The sequence below is a fragment of the Microcoleus sp. MON1_C1 genome (assembly GCF_036701945.1).
Classification (GTDB): Bacteria; Cyanobacteriota; Cyanobacteriia; order Cyanobacteriales; family Microcoleaceae; genus Microcoleus.
In genome coordinates this window covers 1-18,578 of sequence record NZ_JAUBRO010000032.1, presented here as the reverse complement: position 1 = coordinate 18,578, position 18,578 = coordinate 1, and the positions used below count along the sequence as shown (strand labels likewise).

Here is an 18,578-nt window from a genome sequence, read left to right as displayed (position 1 = left end):
GGTAATTGGTATGGTTTCCCGATTACCGATTAGCAATTACATCACCAATTAACCATTATGAATACTTCTGAACCTGCTGTTAAACGTTTTCCCTGTCCTAGCTGCGGGGCTTATTTAGAGTTCAACCCCCAAGCAGGAAAGCTCAAGTGTGCTTACTGCGGCTGGGAAGATGCAATTCCCCAAACTGCTGAAGAGGTAAAGGAGAACTCTTACGAACAATATCTCCAAGTCGATCGCACGACGCTGACAACTTTGTCAACAACAGCCCTGGAAGTAAAATGCAATGATTGCGGAGCAAGTGTTACTTTTGAACCGCCGAAAGTAGCGGGCCAATGCCCATTTTGTGCTTCTCCAATTGTGACGCAACCGGCAAAAGCGAACCCTAGCTTGCATCCAGAGGGAATTGTTCCTTTTGAAGTTACTGATAAACAGGCCAGAGAAAGCATTCAGAAGTGGCTAAGCAACCGCTGGTTTGCTCCTTCTGCTTTGAAATCCCTAGCGCAACAGGAGAAAATTCAAGGGGTTTATTTGCCGTTTTGGACTTACGACACTTATACGGTTAGTTACTATCAAGGTTCTCGCGGAGAACACTACTACGTAACTGAAACTTATACGGAAACAAACTCGCAGGGCGAAACAGAAACTAAAACTCGCGAAGTGCAACATACCAGGTGGTGGCCTGCTTCTGGCAAAGTCGATCGCTTTTTTGACGATATTCTGATTCCCGCTACCACTTCAGTCGAGCGCCCCCGCCTGGATGCGTTAGAACCTTGGCATCTCAAGGAGTCGCTGCGCCCTTACAATTCATCTTATTTAGCTGGGTTTGAAGCGCAGCGATCGCAAGTTTCTCTCACTCAAGGATTTGAATCTGCTAAAAATGTCATGGCTCCTACTATTCGCTCGGATGTTTGTAGGAATATTGGTGGCGACGAGCAGCGGGTTCACAGCATTTCTACTGATTACAATGCTATCACTTTTAAGCATATTTTGCTACCTGTGTGGCTGTGCGCCTATCGTTATCAAAACCAACGATATCAAGTAATGGTTAATGCTCGCACCGCTGAAGTTCAAGGCGAACGTCCCTACAGTGTTTGGAAGATTACTGCTGCTGTTGTTAGCGGTGTCGTGCTTGCGGGTGTTATGTACCTCTTGTTTACTGGTAATTGGAAATATATCCGTGTTCCCGGTTTGCCTCAACCCCAACCCCAACCAACTTCTTTACCTGTACCCAGCCAAAAATTACCGCCAGCGCCTGTTCCTTCTAGCGCACCTGTACCGAACAAAAAATTACCGCCAGCGCCTGTTCCCTCTAGCGCACCTGTACCGAACAAAAAATTACCGCCAGCGCCTCTTCCCTCTTCACTCTAGTAATTCTGCATGGAGCAGTCACCGTAGGCGGCGGAGGCATCGTCGTCGGTGTAGTAGTCGCGATCGATGTCAGTAAAATTAACTCAATTATTATTTTATCCGAATCAATAAGTTTAATGTAAATCTACCTTAAGGAGTACACAACAGAGTTTTTAAGTATCTTTTTTTAAACACCTATATTAAAGAGAGCTTGTTCTGTTTAATTTAGGTGTTGCTTTAAGTAAAGATTATGAGTACAGTAGATTTAATTGTACTGATGATTTTAATAAAAACCCATACTATTTTCCGAAATAATATATAAACTACGAAATATAGACATTTAAAAACACATTCATGAACTGCAATTGATAGCATATAAAAATTCGCAAAAAGCGAAAGCTTGTAAATATATTGTGTCAACCACTCAAAGATTATTTAATTAGTACAACAAACGAACTTTTACTAACATAATTTGAGAATCAATTGTATGAATCAAAATCAAATTAAATGGTTGGCCGCCGCTCTAATGCTAATAGACCACATCGGATTGATGCTAGAAGCAGAACCCATGCGTATCATCGGTCGCCTCAGTTTTCCGTTGTTTAGTTGGGTATTTGCTCAAAACTGGAAACGACCGGGGGACAAAAATCCTCTAATTACTCGACTGATATTATTTGGGGTACTTTCTCAAATACCTCATATGTTACTTTTTGGCAATTTACAGTTAAACATCATGTTTAGCTTTGCCGTAGCAGCACTAACTTTGAGCTACATCCGACGCTTCGATCGCAAAATTGCAGTTTTAAGCACAGGTCTAGTAAGTGCTCAAATTTTAGGAGTGACTTACGGCTGGTATGCAGTGGCTTGCCCGCTATTGATGATTAGGTGGAAAGGAGGAGGATCTCGCCTTTGGTGGTTCGGCTGGACTATAGCAAATATCGGATATGCAATTAGTTGCAAAAGCTGGATTCAAATTTTCGCTATATTCACACCGCTAGTTCTGGCATACTACGATACCTCTAAAGACCAAAAACCCACGGCTCTCGAAAAAAGATTTTTCTATTATTTTTACCCACTACACCTTGGGGGGCTAGCGGCACTGCGAACAATGGTCTAAATAAGACTGGGGATTCTAATTAGTTCATTGTGGATTTTTTATTTAAACGAAGTACAACCGCGTCTCTGAGCGATCGCCCCCAGAAGAGCGCGATCGCTTTCTAAACTGTATTGCCAACATTCAACTGACCGAGGCGCTTCAAAATACTCAGCACACTGTACAAATCATTCCCCGGATTGAAAAGGTAAAACTTCCGAGAAAAAGCGTACTGTGCTGTTTCTCCCTTAACTAATTTAACAAATAGAAAATCTGCCCCATTCATTAACAATCCGTAAGTAGGTCGATCGGCACTGAGATTAGCTAACATATAAGCTAGTAACTGCGGTATGCCTACTTCCAAAGAAAATGCCGCTTGCTTGGACTCGATAACTACTACCCAAAACTCCTGAAACAAAGCCAAAACATCCAACTGTCCCCTCACAATCACTCCCTCGTCTTCGTCAACAATTTCTACAGATTTTTCTGAAGTAACGTGAAAAGGAGCCAGATAAAAATCCGCTAAATCCAAAAACGGAGACAGAACTACCATTTTGACTGTATTTTCTAGAAGTGGGGGACGTTTGAGCAAATTCCTGTAACTTGCTTTCACTCTGTCTAATCGTTGTTTTTCATAATCACTGATTTCTGGCAAATCATCTTGCCACTCGCGAAAGAATTGGTCATCCTCAAGCCACTCAATTTTGAAGTTGGTTTCCCAATCGTTCAACGCGACATTTCTAGCTTGAATTGTTTGTACCATAAATTTAAGCAATTCATCAAAATTCGCTCTTAATTTATGATAGCAAGAATTCCTCAATTTCCCTTAATACTGAAGTATTGCGTCTTTTAAAACAGGACATCGCTGAATGCTGAATAACGATATTGCCCGCAGTTCGCTTAGTCCGGCAGGGGTTTAAACCCCTGCCTCAAAGCAAAAGTCCTCTGAAAGAGGACTAATGTATTCTTCAGTCCTCTTTCAGAGGACTTGCGCTATGAGACAGGGACTTTCAGTCCCTGGCGGACTTCCGGGCTAAGCCCACACCTCCAAGCACTGCCGTGTCCCTACAGATTCCCAAAAAAATGTAACGAGTTGTAAAGTATAATTAAACCGAAGCGAACACAGAGGCCAAGTAGTATCAAATGCGAGTTGCGATCGCCGGAGCAGGCTTAGCAGGACTTTCCTGCGCTAAATATCTTACCGACGCGGGCCACACCCCCATCCTCCTAGAAAGTCGGGACGTACTCGGCGGCAAAGTAGCCGCCTGGAAAGATGCAGACGGTGACTGGTACGAAACCGGCCTCCACATCTTCTTCGGTGCATACCCGAATATGCTCCAACTCTTCAAAGAACTTGACATCGAAGACCGGTTGCAATGGAAAGAGCACTCGATGATTTTCAATCAGCCGGAAACCCCCGGAACCTATTCCCGCTTTGACTTTCCCGACCTTCCGGCTCCCTTCAACGGCGTCGCAGCCATCTTGAGCAACAACGATATGCTCACCTGGCCCGAAAAAATCCGCTTCGGTATAGGTTTGATTCCGGCGATGCTTCAGGGTCAAAACTATGTCGAAGAAATGGACAAATACTCGTTTTCCGACTGGCTCAAAAAGCAAAACATCCCCCCCAGAGTCGAAAAAGAAGTATTCATCGCCATGTCCAAGGCGCTCAATTTCATCGACCCCCACGAAATCTCTGCAACCATACTGCTGACAGCCCTCAACCGCTTCTTGCAAGAGAAAAACGGCTCGAAAATGGCCTTTTTAGACGGTTCCCCCACAGAGAGGTTGTGTCAGCCGATGGTAGACTACATAACTGAGCGCGGCGGCGAAGTACGGCTGAATGCACCCATCAAAGAGTTTTTGCTCAACGATGACAACACGGTGCGCGGCTTCCACATTCGGGGAGTAAAAGGGGCAGAGTCAGAAATTCTGACGGCCGATATTTACGTTTCCGCGATGCCGGTTGACCCGCTCAAGTTGATGATGCCGAAACCTTGGGGCGAAATGGATTATTTCAAACAGCTCGAAGGCTTGGAGGGAGTACCCGTCATTAATGTACACTTGTGGTTCGATCGCAAGCTAACTGAAATCGACCATTTGCTGTTCTCGCGATCGCCCCTGCTGAGCGTCTACGCCGACATGAGCAACACCTGCCGCGAATATGCCAACCCAGACAAATCCATGCTGGAACTGGTTTTAGCACCGGCCAAAGACTGGATAGGCAAATCAGACGAAGATATCGTCGCAGCCACAATGGTCGAGTTAGAAAAACTCTTTCCCGATCAAATCCCAGAACCAGCCAAACTGCTCAAATATCACGTAGTCAAAACCCCACGTTCCGTCTACAAAGCTACTCCCGGACGCCAGCAGTGCCGTCCCACACAAACAACTCCCATTAGCAATTTCTATCTAACGGGGGATTATACGATGCAGCGTTATCTTGCGAGTATGGAAGGTGCCGTGCTTTCTGGTAAGCTGACAGCGCAGGCTATTTCAACGGCCAATAACCAATGAAAAATTAAGAATTTTTCATAAAGACGTAAAAAATCTCCCGTTTTCTAAACGGGGGAAAATCAGTTCTAATCTTTAAATTTCTTATTCTCGGATGCTGCAACTGTCAAAACTCCAGTGCATGAGAACTCTGGCTTCTGTGGATGACTCTTACGAACTGTGCCGCCAAGTCACCGCGAGTTATGCCAAAAATTTTTATTTAGGCACTCAACTCATGCCCGAAGCCAAGCGTCGGGCGATTTGGGCGATTTACGTCTGGTGCCGCCGCACCGACGAACTCGTAGACGGGCCTGGTTCTGATGCAACGACCCCTGAAACCCTCAATCTGTGGGAAAAACGCCTAGAATCTGTGTTTGCCGGCCATCCTCACGACGACTACGACGTAGCTTTGGTGGATACGCTGTCTCGTTTCCCGATCGACATTCAGCCGTTTCGAGAGATGATTGCGGGCCAGCAAATGGACTTGTACCGCAGCCGCTACGAAACTTTTGAAGAGCTCAATCTTTACTGTTATCGAGTAGCGGGTACTGTAGGGCTGATGTCGATGTCTGTCATGGGTGTAGGCGAATCGAGCTCCGCTGCTAACTGGAATTGGCATTGGGGGAATAGAATTCCCAAAGAAGAAGCGATAGCCCTGGGTATTGCCAAGCAGTTGACTAATATTCTGCGCGATGTCGGAGAAGACGCCCGCCGCGGCCGCATTTACATACCCTTAGAAGACTTAGCCTTGTTTAACTACACCGAAGAAGATTTATTCAACGGTGTAATTGACAACCGCTGGCGGGAATTGATGCGGTTTCAAATTCAGCGAGCTCGCAAATTATACGCCAGCGCCGAACCGGGAATTAAAGTGCTCAGTCCCGATATCCGCTGGACAGTTTGGGCTGCTACTATGCTGTACAGCAGAATCTTAAATGCGATCGAACGCAATCAGTACGATGTTTTCCAGAAGCGGGCTTATGTTAGCAATTCTCAGAAACTGCTGTGTCTCCCCGCCGCTTGGATGAAGTCAAAAGTGCTTTAGCCGCAGGCAATTTTGCTGGCGATTCGGCAACGGGTAAGGGGTATTTGTCAAGTTACAAATTATATGATGTCCAGCAAATTGCATATGAGGTTTGTGGGGATGCGCTAGTGCCGTGTCCCTAACTTTGTTAGGTTAACTTAAGTCAATTTATAAGTCAAATTAGTGGAGTAGCGGGCGGAATTTTCAATTGGGCGATCGAACTTTCCAACAATTGCTTTTCCTGCTGGAGTTTTGCTTCTAAATTTTGAATTTGTTCTCGGCGGGCTTCAACTTCAATCAAGCGGCGAGACAATTCTTGACTCTGCAAAGTGAGAGATTGCCTCCAATCTTCTGCTTTCTGGGCTTCTTGCTGCAAAAAATCGGGAGTAAAGCCTGTTGTTAAATATTTCTCAACTAATTGTAGTACCCAGTTTGTAGCTGCTTGAATATTTACAACCTGGTTATTTTCGCCAATATCTGCTAATACTAGCATCCCTTCATTTAAAACATTAGGTGCAGAGTTAATTGGATTTTGAGCAAAATCTGGCGGTAGGGTCAAGACAGTTTCTTCAAAAAGCATAGCCCAAGTATCCTCAGCATTTTGGCAAGCCAGCAATTGCAGACTTATCTCGCCTAAAATTTCCTGATTTTGTACTTGGGCTAAATATAACATGAGGGTAATAAGTGATTGCTTATTAGTTATTCATAACTGGTAATGGGTAAAAACAGCTATCCGTGTATCCGTGCATTCCGCGTCCTGCTATTGGTAATTGATAATGGTAGGATTTGCGATCTCGTCGGGGCGGGTTTTACAAACAATTTATGCTTGAAACTAACTATCTCGTAAACCCGCCCCGGCCACAGTCAACAGTCAACAGTCAACAGTCAACTCTTAAAACAACTTTAGCCGATCGCGCAAAATCTCAGCTTGTTTTTCGGCTTCCGCCAAAGCATCCCTCGCCCCCTGAACCACATCAGGAGTAGCCTTATCCACAAACTTCTGATTAGTCAAGCGCGCCGCAGTATGCTTAATTTCAGCTTCCACCTTGCTCAACTTCTTCTCTAATTTAGCACGCAAAGCGGCCAAATCCACCACCCCAGCCAGAGGAATCAATACTTGCACAGTACCGACAACCCCAGCAATTGACCCCCCTTGACCCCCATTACCAAGGGGGGATTCTGCATCCAAACTCGCAGTTACGGTCAGATTTTCGACTTTTGCCAAATCCTGAATGTAAACGCTTCCATCTGAGATTATTTGGCGTTCTTTCTCGCTTTCGCTTTGCAAAATCGCCGTCACCTTCACACTGGGTTTGATATCAGCATCGGCCCGCAAATTGCGAATAGTGCGAATAGTACCAAACAATAACTCAAATTGCTGTTCTAACTCTGGATCAATTAGCGAGATATCGGCTTCAGGATAAGCTTGCAAAGCCAAACATCGATCGTCACCTGTTTGAGTCAGAGTGTGCCAAATCTCCTCAGTAATGTGCGGCATAAAAGGATGCAGCAGTTTCAGAATCCCTTCCAACACAAAAGCAAAAGTTTGCTGTGCCACTTTCTTAGAATTTGGTTCAGCATCCTGCTGCAAGCGAGACTTGACTAACTCAATATACCAGTCACAGAAATCGCCCCAGATAAACTCATAAAGTCCCTTCGCCGCTTCCCCCAAACCGTAATTTTCCAAACAATTGCGGCTTTCTTGCACAACTTGATAATAGCGAGACAGAATCCAGCGATCGCACAATTCCAAACCACCTCCCCCAGAAGGACTTCCCAACTGTTCCGGAGTCTGTCCCTCCAAATTCATCATCACAAACCTGGCCGCATTCCACAACTTATTCGTGAAGTTCCGCGAAGCTTCCACTGATTTCGATTCATCAGTTTTGCGATCGTACTCCATGCGAATATTTTGACCGGCCCCAACCACTTCCTTAACCAAAGTGTAGCGCAAAGCATCAGTACCGTACTTGCCAATCAACAGCAGCGGATCGATACCGTTGTTTTTACTCTTAGACATTTTCTGACCGTTTTCATCCAACACCAAACCGTGAATGTAAACAGTATCAAAAGGCATCTTTCCAGTAAAATGTCCTGCCATCATCGTCATTCTAGCCACCCAGAAAAAGATGATATCAAAACCCGTAACCAAAGTAGTTGTCGGATAGTAAAACTCCAAATCTTTAGTTTCATCCGGCCATCCCAGAGTTGAGAAAGGCCACAAACCGGACGAAAACCAAGTATCCAATACGTCTGGATCTCTTGCTAGCTGCACGTCATTACCAAATTTAGCCTTAGCTTTTTCCTTAGCTTCAGCTTCAGTTTTCGCAACTATAAAAGGTGTTGTATCAGTAATTTCTCCTTGGGTTTCGCTAACAGCATACCAAGCCGGGATTTGGTGTCCCCACCACAATTGTCTGGAGATACACCAATCCTTCAGCTTCACCAACCAATCGCGATAAACCTTTGTCCATCTGTCAGGAACAAAGACTGGTGAGTTACTTTGATCTAATGCTTCTAAAGCGCGTTGAGAAAGAGGGTCTATCTTGACAAACCATTGCGTAGATATCAACGGTTCGACCGGGACTTTGCCGCGTTCGCTGTAGGGAACAGTATGCTTATAATCTTCTATTTTAACTAAAACCCCGTCAGTTTTTAACCGCTTCACCACATTTTTGCGGGCAAAAAATCGGTCTTGTCCTTGGAACTCTCCGGCATTTTCATTTAAACTGCCGTCCTTATTCATGATGTTAATAAACGGCAAATTATGACGCTTACCCATCTCGAAGTCATTCGGATCGTGGGCGGGTGTCACCTTGACACAACCAGTTCCGAAAGTCGGATCGACAAACTCATCAGCAATGATTGGGATTTCGCGATTCACGATCGGCAAAGTCACAGTTTTACCGATAAGATGCTTGTAGCGATCGTCCTGTGGATTCACAGCCACCCCAGTATCGCCCAGCATCGTTTCCGGCCGAGTCGTCGCCACCTCCAAATAACCAGAACCGTCCGTCAAAGGATAGCGGAAATGCCACAAATGGCCTTCAACTTCCTGCTGGTCTACCTCCAAATCCGACACAGCAGACTGACTCGCCGGACACCAATTCACCAAGTAATTGCCGCGATAAATCAGCCCCTCATCGTACAGACGGACAAACGCTTCTAAAACCGCAGCGGATAAGCCTTCATCCATCGTAAAGCGTTCGCGCGACCAATCAACAGACACGCCCAAACTGCGTAATTGATTAGTAATAGTATTGCCCGATTCAGCTTTCCACTCCCAGGCCCGTTCCAAGAATTTTTCTCTACCTAAATCGTGGCGAGTTTTGCCTTCTGCTTTGAGTTGCTTTTCGAGAATAGTTTGAACTGCGATGCTAGCATGATCCGTTCCCGGCAACCACAGCGTATTGCGTCCAGTCATGCGGTGATAGCGGACGAGGACATCAATCAGCGTCTCTTCAAAAGCGTGTCCCATGTGGAGACTGCCGGTCACGTTGGGCGGCGGAATGACGACGCAGTAAGGTTTGCCGCCGGCTTCTGGGTCAGCTTTGAAGGTTTGGTTGTCTTCCCAGTATTTTTGCCATTTGGCTTCGGTGGCTTGGGGGTCGTATTGGGGTGGTAGGTTTGCGGTCATGGTGGCTTGAGAGTTTGATCTTATTTATGATTGTGCCACAGGAGAGGGAGGAGAAGAGTTTTGAACCGCAGAGGGCGCAGAGGACACAGAGGGAAGAATGCTGGGAGGGTTTTGGGTTATGATTGCGATCTAGGTTTGAGAAGAGGAGAGAGGAGAGTTGGGAGAGGAGCTTAATGAGTTGACTTATGCTGTGATTGGGGCAGCAATGGAGGTTCATAAGGAGTTGGGGCCGGGGTTTTTGGAAGCGGTATATGAGAATTCGTTGCGTGAAGAACTCTCGCGCCGGGGAATTCCTTTTCAACCTCAACCTACAGTAAATGTAACTTATAAAGGTGTTGTGGTTGGGGAAGGCAGATACGATATGCTGGTTGCCAACACCCTCGTTGTTGAATTAAAGTCAGTCCAAACTATACTTCCTATCCATGAGGCTCAAGTTATTTCATATCTGAAAATGACTGGTCATCCTCTCGGTCTTCTCATCAACTTTAACGTCCGCTTTTTAAAAGAAGGAATCCGCCGCCTCATCCTCTCCTAAATAAACCTCTCATCCCTCTCCTCTCTGCGCCCTCTGCGCCCTCTGCGGTTAAATCCTCTTAATATCTTTAATTATTTCACCTCTTTATAATCAACTCCATAACTCGTATCTCTCCCCGCCAAATACGTAGTTTTCCCGGTTAAAGTCTCCAGAGTTTTTTTCGTTTCAGCCGAAGTAATCGAATTCAGAGGTACGCCGAACTTGCTAGCCAAGGCAGCCGCCACGCCCACACCTTGTCCTTGATAAATATTCACCGTCGCAATTCGCCCGACGGATACCGCCATACCCACATAACCGGACGATCGCCCGACAATGGCTAAATTCTTGACTTTGCTAGCCAAAGCACTTTCTATCCCGAAATTATAGACTGGCAGCGGCGGAATTCTCGCAGATAAATTCTTGACTCCGCCCCGCATATCAAAATCGTAGGAAAAACTGCCGATCGACTTTTCGGGTACTGTTCCTCCTTTGATAATCTCCTTCCCCGTCAGCGGATCTATCACATCGCGAACGTTCAAAGTTTGCCTGATATAAATCTCGTCTGGAAGAAATACTCTCACATCTTTACCAGACTTCTTTTGTAGCCAGTGTTGGAGATGTGACATTTCTTTAATCATTTCAGGAGTCGGTTTTCTGCCGTTAGCTTCCATCTTCATGATTTGGTGAACTTGATATTTAAACAGAAACCCGTTCCAGGACAGCACATTTTTGTTATAAACGCAGACATTGCCCTTATCAAAAAAGAATCCTTTATTTTGGCTAAAGGGCAGATTTCGGTCTATGTGATACGCTGCACCTATAGCTACGCTTCTGATGTCGTAGCCGTCTGTATATGGCTGATAAATGGTACTCCAGAAATTCCTCAGCCAGAATTTTGTACTAGCCGGATCTTTAGATTTCATAATGCTTTCTTTGATCTTTTTTACCAAAGGCCGATTGTAGAGAATTTCATCTTCTATGCTGCGGAATTCGGACATCGTTATACCTGTAATTCTCGGAACTACAGAGACTGCTAAAGTTTCATTTTTGGATTTTATATTTTGAGATTCATATCCTGTATAATAAGATAATCCGGCTTTTCTAGCCAATTCAGCATCTTGAGTTACGTCAATAAAAGAGTTGGCTTTAATTTTTAGAGTGCTGCCTTTTACTTCGGCATATTCAATTTTTTTATCTACGACGTGGGGAGTAAGAGTTGAGTTGGAAATAACTCTGACTTTTGCTGCTGAAAGCATTTGCCTGAGAGCTCGATCTGCCTTTTTTGGATCTAAGCAAGATTCGCGCGCATCCGCTTTATCTAAGAATTCCTTAAAACATTGGGCGTAGGGTTGGCGATACCAACCGGGAATTTTATCTAAATCGATGTAAGCTAAACCGCCGCGGGTGAGTAAGCCGCCCAAAGGATCTCTTCCGTAGTTCGATCGCACGATCGCAACTTTGCCCTTTGCGCCTAAAGTTTTCTTAGCCCATATCGCCGCACATATACCCGGTACTTCATCACCATATACTACTACATCGAACTTTTGCTCGGGTGATTTTTTGGGAGGTAACGGAGGCGGGCTGCTGGATTTTTGCTGCTGATTTCCAGCGTCTAAGGTAGCACTTGCTGGGTCTCTATTTGCGATATAATTTTCTATTTCTCTGAAAACCGGATAATTAAGTAAAAGTTTTAGGGCGGCAAAGATGATTGCAATTGAAGCTAATTTCTTAAAAGTAGAGAGCATTCAGTTGACTCGTTTGTAAATTTGCATTACCTGAAAGCACAGTTCAGGGTTGACGGAATTGAATATAGCACGTTTAGATAATTTCGACACAAGTTTAAATTTTCCGGCAACTATTGTTAGAGGTTTTGCCAGTGTTACTGGTTTGGCAGGGCAATTGATGAGGGTAAGGATGGTGGGTGCGATCGCATCTCAGATATCTGGTGTCGGGAAGGGCGATCGGCTACAATAATTTAAGAACAACAATTGAGTCACCTTAAACATACAGAAAAAATGGAAAAAATTTTTGTACATCCTGAATGTCCTTTTTCTGAAAACACATTTAACCTATTGACCGAACTTCATGAAAACCCCAGCTCAGATTTTTACCGGGAACACAAAGAAGATTTCTTAACATATGTAGAAAAGCCAGTCAAGTATATTTTAAGCCAGGTAGAAGAGCAGTTGCCTGATTTTATTAAAAAATATATAGAGATCAAGCAGGAGAGCTTTGGCAGCATTCAAACACAACATTTGGAATCAGGAGTAGTCTACTGGGGTTTTAACAGTATGATTACTCCCGAAGCTCCTCAGTTAATGTTAAGAGTTGAAAACCACACATTAACTTTTGGTTGGGAGGCAAAAAATACTGTGTTTAAGTTCATGCTATCTAATTACAAGAAAAAATATAGAAATGACGTTAATTCAATCGAGATTCTTAAATGTTATAAGCTTCCCTCTAAAGATGACTTTTATTTACACTATAGAAATACACCAAACTCCGAGGGTTCCTATGATTTTGGTTCTTCTATTTGGCACCCTAATAGTAAGGATGGTGAGTTGATAAAAAAATCTGAAAAATGTATTTATGAGCTCTTAGAAAGTCTCCTGAAACATTTTCCTGTCGATGCACACAACTTTGAAAACTTTTTAGTAAAATCTCTAGAGTTGGAAAAAAAAATAATTTGTTTTACTCATGTTTTTATCGGTATTTCACTTTCATCGAACGAAATATTAGCACATTCTGTTAAACAAATAATTCACAACATAGCACAAACGTTTAAAAAAATATTTCCCTTATTTTTGATTGGTAATAAGGATTTACCTTTTCTTATTAGTGAATATCTTTCAGTCTATGAAAAGGAATTTAATCCAGTGTATCAACTAGCAGACATCTCAAAAATTACTGGTTTTCAAACAACCCAACTAACCCAATGGATAGACGCCATTAACCGCAAAGGCCAAACCATCATCCAAGGCCCACCTGGAACCGGCAAAACCTTCATAGCCGAAAAACTAGCCAAACACTTAATCGGCGGCGGTGACGGTTTCTCAGACATTATCCAATTTCACCCCGCCTACACCTACGAAGACTTTATCGAAGGCCTGCGCCCAATAACTCAAAACGGACAATTAACCTACTCAATAGTTCCCGGTAGATTCCTAGAATTATGCGAAAAAGCCGAAGCCCGTGAAGACACTTGCGTTCTCATTATTGATGAAATTAATCGCGCAAATCTATCTCAAGTATTTGGCGAGTTAATGTATCTCCTAGATGACCGACAAGACACAAAGCGCTTTATTACACTAGCCAGCGGTAAACTATTTAGAATCCCTACAAATGTCCGCATTATCGGCACAATGAACACCGCCGATCGCTCTATTTCCTTAGTTGATAACGCACTCCGCCGCCGCTTCGCATTCATCCCCCTATCTCCTAACTATAAAGTCTTGCGTCACTATCACAAAACATGGAAAACAGGTTTTCCGCTTGCTAGATTAAATCGCTTAATTGGTATTTTAAAAAAAATAAATTTGGTAATTAACAACAAACACTATGAACTAGGTATGTCCTTCTTTCTGACAAAAAAATTAGCTAAAGATCTCCAAGACATTTGGCAAATGGAAATTGAGCCATACCTAGAAGAATACTTCTTTAATGACCAGGCAAAAATGAATAAGTTTCTCTGGGATAAAATCAAGAAAGAATTGGGCTATTGATAATCTAACGCTACACTTATTACCGAAAACACGGCTTTACAGCATCTATGAAACGAGAATCACCCCCCATCGAACTCAGAGAATATGAATTACGAATTTTAGATCGAGACTTAATCCCCGAATCAGTAGGAAAAAAAATACACCATAATTATGACAAGGAAATCGAGATAGAATTTCCCAACCCTAAAACAAAAGATAAATGGCACTTAAAATCTAAAGGCAGAGTTGGCAACATTCCCATCACTCCAGAATTTTGCATTATCATCCACCCAAAAGTCCCAATTGCCAACTTATTCGGAATGATTGACTATGCCTACAACCTTAAGATAAAATTTCCCCAAGGATCGATTCAGTGCCAATTTTTAGAACAAAGTTACGAGACATTAGCTAACATTCTTGCCCAAAAAATTCTAGAACGCTGTCGCAAAGGATTATATCGCGATTACTTATCCAAAACAGAAAGACTCACCTACATTCGCGGGCGCGTGGATTTGCGGTCAGCCCTGCAAAAACCTTGGGATGTTAAACTAAAATGCCACTACAACGAACAAACAGGCGACATCGAAGACAATCAAATACTCGCTTGGACACTCTTCATCATTGGCCGCAGCGGTTTGTGCCGTGAACCTGTTTCATCCACTGTGCGAAAAGCCTTTCACGCACTCCAAGGATTTGTTACATTAAAACCTTTTAAATCAGAAGCTTGTATTGATAGAAATTATCACCGTTTGAATGAAGATTATCAACTTTTACACGCTTTATGTCGATTTTTTTTAGATAACACAGGGCCTAGTCACGCAACAGGCGATCGCGAAATGCTCCCTTTTCTGATAGACATGGCTAAGTTATATGAACAATTTGTCGCTGAATGGCTCAAAGCAAATACACCAAAACGCTTTAAGGTCGAACACCCATACCGAGTTAAACATGACAAAAATTATTGGGATGAGATTGACTTAATTATACGCGATATTGAAACAAATGAAATCCTGTACGTCCTCGATACAAAATACAAAGCTCCCGATAAAGTAGACAATACGGATCGTAATCAAGTAGTTACCTACGCAACGCTACTAAACTGTAAAAATGCAATTCTCATCTACCCTCAAACTCTCAAAGTGACCATAGACCAACAAATTGGCGATATCCGAGTTCGCAGTCTAACTTTTTCCCTAAATAGCGACCTCCATGAAGCCGGAAAAACCTTCTTAACCTCTCTACTTCCAAGCACCGTCTCCTATTGGTGAAAACTTAAGAAAACGTACAAAATTTTAAGGCATACAAAAAAAATGTAAATAGCTGAAACATTTACAGGCAAAGCAGTTTAGCTCGCTTGAAGGAGTAAGGGATCATCTCTGTTTTGCTTTTTTACTGCGATCGCCCCCGCTCGCTAATGAGATGATTCCCAAAACAGTCTTGATGTACAACAGCTTAATTAATAAGCCGTATAATAATTAAAACAAGAAAAAAAGTAATTATCCAGAAACAACTTCCGTTCCCCAAAAGCGCATTGATTCGCGCCACCATATTCAGATAGACCTGGCAACTGTGATAGATTGGTTCGACGCAGTATTACTGCACTGCGGCAGTTTCGACACTGCACAACCAGCAGTCCACAAAAAGCTGTGAGCTGGATGAATGCGGGAGAAGGAGTTGCCGACAGGCTGCCATTTCTTAAGCTCGCTTGCCCTACTTAAATCACAAAGATGATGAACTCTCAAGATTTTTTGACGAGTGGTGATGGGTACTTACCCAACAAGGAAACTCATGCGCTAAAAACTACCCACGATGTCTGTTTTGATGTTCCATTATATACTCACGATATTTCCTCTGTCGAGGACTCTCAAGTCGATCTAACTCGATCTGACTATGTGAGTATCCATCAATGGTTTGAAGCACAGGTTAAGCAGACTCCTGATGCGATCGCCCTGTCATTTCAAGGGCAAGAATTAACCTATGATGCCTTAAATCAACGCGCAAACCAGCTCGCCCATTACCTTCAAGCACTAGGAGTGCAACCGGATGAACTGATTGCTATCTCTATGAATCGCTGCATGGAAATGGTGATTTGCTTTTTGGGGGTGATCAAGGCTGGGGCGGCCTATGTGCCGATCGACCCAACCTATCCCCACGAACGTCGAGCGTACAAGTTACAAGACGCGGCTGTGCGATTCATTTTGATTCAACAGCATCTGGTTGAATTTTTGCCAGAACACAATGCTCGCGTGATTTGTCCAGATACAGACTGGCACGAGATGGCGCCATACAGCACTGAAAATTTGTCTCTGCTGACAACGCCCGAGCATTTGGCTTACGTTATTTACACCTCTGGTTCGACGGGATATCCCAAGGGTGTAATAATTGCTCACCGGGGCATGGTTCACCACAGCAAGGCGATCGCACAGGCATTTAATCTTGGATTGGGCGATCGGGTACTTCAATTCTCTAGCATGAGCTTTGACACCATCATTGGGGAAGTTTTTCCATCCTTGGTAAGTGGTGCAACAATCGTGCTGCGAACGGAAGACTGTATTAGCTCTACCCGCCAATTCCTCGAATTTATTGAGCAAGAACGCATTACTATTCTGCACTTGCCAACTGCTTTTTGGCATGGCCTCGTCAGCGGACTCTCATTGCTACGCGTTCCCATGTCGCCAGATGTGAGATTGGTGATTGTGGGCGGAGAAAAAGCCTCTCGGGCTCTGTATGGTGAATGGCGACAATTGGTTGGGCAATATCCTCGTTGGCTCAATGCCTATGGGCCAACTGAAACTACGGTGACGGCCACCATTTTTGACCCGATCGCTGAAGATTACGATCTCAGTAGTGAAGCAGACATTCCGATCGGTCGTCCTCTTCCCAACAGCCAAATTTACATTCTCGATGAAAACCTAAATCTTGTGCCAGATGGCGATATTGGAGAACTGTATATTGGCGGCCCAGGGCTTGCGAGGGGATATCTCAATTTGGCAGAACGCACTGCAAGTAATTTTGTTGCTAATCCATTTAGCGATCGACCTGAAGACAAACTTTACAGAACAGGGGATACTGCCCGCTATTTACCCAATGGAACGTTGGAGTTTATTGGTCGCATCGATTTTCAAGTAAAAATTCGAGGTTTTCGGATTGAGTTACTAGAGATTGAAACCTATTTGGAACAGTACCCATCTGTGCAACAAGGTATAGTTTTGGCACGGGAAGATGTACCCGGTGAAAAGCGCTTAGTGGCATATATCATTCCGAAGCACGGACAACCAATTCAGGTGTCTGCATTGCGTAGTTTTCTACAAACAAAGCTACCGGCATACATGATTCCGGCAGCGGTTGTAGTGATGGAGAGCTTCCCCATGACCCCCAATGGTAAAGTCGATCGTAGTGCATTTCCAGAACCGCAGGTTGTTGATATGGTTCAGTACAGTGAAGTTGTGTTGCCTGCTGATGTACTAGAAACTCAACTTCTCCATATTTGGGAGCAGGTACTCAATATTAAGCCGATCGGTACTACGGATAATTTAATGGATTTAGGCGGTACATCCCTGCTAGCAGCTCGCTTAGCTGACAAAATTGACGAAAAGTTCCAGCAGAGTTTGCCACTATCGATTATCTTCCAAGCCCCAACCATCAAACAATTAGCCGACATTCTACGTCAAGGGAATATCCCCAGCCAAAGCCTTTCCTTAGTTGAGATTCAACCGAAGGGTTCTGTGCCACCACTATTTCTGTTTGAAGGAGTGTCTATTTATTATCCGTTAATTCCATATTTGGGGCTAGATCGGCCGATATATGCCCTAATTACTCTTGTTAAAGATCGCATGAATGGACCACTCAATAAGGTTGAGGCGATCGCAGACTATTACATCAATGAACTCGTGAAGGTGCAACCAGAAGGCCCCTATTATTTGGGTGGTTTGTCATTTGGAGGTATTGTTGCTTTTGAGGTAGCTCAAAAATTGGCAGCTAAAGGACAAGAAACAGCGTTATTGGTGATGTTTGATTCCATGTTGCCCTCTGCCTACAAGCCCCTACCCATTCAGCAGCGGCTGCGCTTCCATACCCAAAAAATTGCTAAGGAGGGTATAGGTTACATCGTCCGTAGTGTCGTCGATAAAATAATGACACTTACAGACCCCATGACAATGCCGGCCCGCAAGACGATCGGGCGATACTTTAAGCCGAAAGAACCTACAGAGTCAATGTCTTACACCACAGACTATTTGATGACAGAGAAGATAATTCAGCAAGCAGAACGAGCTTACGTGCCAAAACCCTATGCTGGCAAAGTAGTTATGTTTAGAGCACTGGATTCTGAAGAGGGCGTAAGTGTCAGTCTCGATCCGGATCTAGGCTGGAAACCTTTTCTCAAAGACAATCTGACCATTTACGATATACCTGGAGACCATCTAGGTATTTTACAGGAACCCAATGTCGGGGCGATCGGCAACCGAATGAAGCTATTGCTGGAAGAGGTAATGGTGCAGCAGTAAAGTTTTTGGCATTCTTAATCGATATTCAGACAGGGTTGCATCGAATTATTGCGGTTATTAGAAAGATGAGGTACAACTTAGATTGCAGAATTTTAGATTAGGGGAGTGGAGGAGTGGAGGATTGGGGGATTCGAGGATTGGGGAATTGTTAATGAATTGGTGAATACCTCATCTTTCCGAGAACCGCTATATAGCAATTCCATTTGAGATGTAAATATGGATTTCTCTGGTAAAATAGGAAAGTTTGATAATAAATGAAAGGGA

Annotated in this window: 13 protein-coding genes; 9 read left to right on the top strand and 4 right to left on the bottom strand. The window is 43.9% G+C overall.

The annotated features are described in order from the left end of the window. The first annotated feature begins 57 nt into the window (after window positions 1-57). The gene (locus QUA62_RS18590; protein WP_333405843.1) at window positions 58-1,368 is read left to right on the top strand and encodes a hypothetical protein; all 1,311 of its coding nucleotides are present in this window, start codon (window positions 58-60) and stop codon (window positions 1,366-1,368) included. Between the two features lie 466 nt (window positions 1,369-1,834). Then, window positions 1,835-2,464, top strand: coding sequence for a TraX family protein (locus QUA62_RS18585; protein ID WP_006632783.1), 630 nt, complete (start codon window positions 1,835-1,837; stop codon window positions 2,462-2,464). Between the two features lie 100 nt (window positions 2,465-2,564). Here QUA62_RS18585 and QUA62_RS18580 read toward each other — a convergent pair whose 3' ends face one another. Beyond that, the gene (locus QUA62_RS18580) at window positions 2,565-3,203 is read right to left on the bottom strand and encodes a restriction endonuclease subunit R (RefSeq protein WP_333405842.1); all 639 of its coding nucleotides are present in this window, start codon (window positions 3,201-3,203) and stop codon (window positions 2,565-2,567) included. Window positions 3,204-3,583: 380 nt separating this feature from the next. Here QUA62_RS18580 and pds point away from each other — a divergent pair, with 380 nt between their 5' ends. Both pds and crtB read left to right on the top strand, forming a co-directional pair. After that, window positions 3,584-4,957 carry a 15-cis-phytoene desaturase gene (gene pds / locus QUA62_RS18575; RefSeq protein WP_190662607.1) on the top strand — a complete coding sequence of 458 codons (1,374 nt, stop codon included), beginning with the start codon at window positions 3,584-3,586 and terminating at the stop codon, window positions 4,955-4,957. Window positions 4,958-5,048: 91 nt separating this feature from the next. Then, window positions 5,049-5,978: a 15-cis-phytoene synthase CrtB gene (gene crtB, locus QUA62_RS18570; RefSeq protein ID WP_333060155.1), complete on the top strand. Its 930-nt coding sequence runs from the start codon at window positions 5,049-5,051 to the stop codon at window positions 5,976-5,978. Between the two features lie 154 nt (window positions 5,979-6,132). Here crtB and QUA62_RS18565 read toward each other — a convergent pair whose 3' ends face one another. After that, the gene (locus tag QUA62_RS18565; protein WP_333214535.1) at window positions 6,133-6,630 is read right to left on the bottom strand and encodes a hypothetical protein; all 498 of its coding nucleotides are present in this window, start codon (window positions 6,628-6,630) and stop codon (window positions 6,133-6,135) included. Between the two features lie 219 nt (window positions 6,631-6,849). After that, window positions 6,850-9,594 carry a valine--tRNA ligase gene (locus QUA62_RS18560; protein WP_333405840.1) on the bottom strand — a complete coding sequence of 915 codons (2,745 nt, stop codon included), beginning with the start codon at window positions 9,592-9,594 and terminating at the stop codon, window positions 6,850-6,852. A gap of 157 nt (window positions 9,595-9,751) precedes the next feature. Between QUA62_RS18560 and QUA62_RS18555 the strand changes: the two genes are divergently transcribed. Beyond that, window positions 9,752-10,129, top strand: coding sequence for a GxxExxY protein (locus QUA62_RS18555; protein ID WP_333405838.1), 378 nt, complete (start codon window positions 9,752-9,754; stop codon window positions 10,127-10,129). A 71-nt stretch (window positions 10,130-10,200) separates the two neighbouring features. Here the strand turns inward: QUA62_RS18555 and QUA62_RS18550 are convergent, their stop codons facing one another. Beyond that, window positions 10,201-11,853, bottom strand: a complete 1,653-nt coding sequence (locus tag QUA62_RS18550) for an FAD-dependent oxidoreductase (protein WP_333405836.1) — start codon at window positions 11,851-11,853, stop codon at window positions 10,201-10,203. Window positions 11,854-11,911: 58 nt separating this feature from the next. On the opposite strand from QUA62_RS18550, the gene QUA62_RS18545 reads away from it, so the two are divergent. The 4 genes from QUA62_RS18545 (at window position 11,912) to QUA62_RS18530 (ending at window position 18,314) form a co-directional block, all read left to right on the top strand. Continuing rightward, window positions 11,912-12,082 (top strand): hypothetical protein, encoded by a 171-nt coding sequence (locus QUA62_RS18545; RefSeq protein WP_333405834.1) that lies wholly within the window; start codon window positions 11,912-11,914, stop codon window positions 12,080-12,082. Window positions 12,083-12,123: 41 nt separating this feature from the next. Further along, a complete protein-coding gene (locus QUA62_RS18540) occupies window positions 12,124-13,830 on the top strand; it encodes an AAA family ATPase (RefSeq protein WP_333405832.1) in 1,707 nt (568 codons plus the stop codon). A 47-nt stretch (window positions 13,831-13,877) separates the two neighbouring features. After that, window positions 13,878-15,077 (top strand): 5-methylcytosine restriction system specificity protein McrC, encoded by a 1,200-nt coding sequence (locus QUA62_RS18535; RefSeq protein WP_333405830.1) that lies wholly within the window; start codon window positions 13,878-13,880, stop codon window positions 15,075-15,077. A 459-nt stretch (window positions 15,078-15,536) separates the two neighbouring features. Continuing rightward, window positions 15,537-18,314 carry an amino acid adenylation domain-containing protein gene (locus QUA62_RS18530; RefSeq protein WP_333405828.1) on the top strand — a complete coding sequence of 926 codons (2,778 nt, stop codon included), beginning with the start codon at window positions 15,537-15,539 and terminating at the stop codon, window positions 18,312-18,314. Window positions 18,315-18,578: the final 264 nt, after the last annotated feature.

Coding starts and splice junctions, on each gene's coding strand:
- QUA62_RS18590 (WP_333405843.1), top strand. CDS start 58: ATGAATACTTCTGAACCTGCTGTTAAACGTTTTCCCTGTCCTAGCTGC.
- QUA62_RS18585 (WP_006632783.1), top strand. CDS start 1,835: ATGAATCAAAATCAAATTAAATGGTTGGCCGCCGCTCTAATGCTAATA.
- QUA62_RS18580 (WP_333405842.1), bottom strand. CDS start 3,203: ATGGTACAAACAATTCAAGCTAGAAATGTCGCGTTGAACGATTGGGAA.
- pds (WP_190662607.1), top strand. CDS start 3,584: ATGCGAGTTGCGATCGCCGGAGCAGGCTTAGCAGGACTTTCCTGCGCT.
- crtB (WP_333060155.1), top strand. CDS start 5,049: ATGCTGCAACTGTCAAAACTCCAGTGCATGAGAACTCTGGCTTCTGTG.
- QUA62_RS18565 (WP_333214535.1), bottom strand. CDS start 6,630: ATGTTATATTTAGCCCAAGTACAAAATCAGGAAATTTTAGGCGAGATA.
- QUA62_RS18560 (WP_333405840.1), bottom strand. CDS start 9,594: ATGACCGCAAACCTACCACCCCAATACGACCCCCAAGCCACCGAAGCC.
- QUA62_RS18550 (WP_333405836.1), bottom strand. CDS start 11,853: ATGCTCTCTACTTTTAAGAAATTAGCTTCAATTGCAATCATCTTTGCC.
- QUA62_RS18540 (WP_333405832.1), top strand. CDS start 12,124: ATGGAAAAAATTTTTGTACATCCTGAATGTCCTTTTTCTGAAAACACA.
- QUA62_RS18535 (WP_333405830.1), top strand. CDS start 13,878: ATGAAACGAGAATCACCCCCCATCGAACTCAGAGAATATGAATTACGA.
- QUA62_RS18530 (WP_333405828.1), top strand. CDS start 15,537: ATGATGAACTCTCAAGATTTTTTGACGAGTGGTGATGGGTACTTACCC.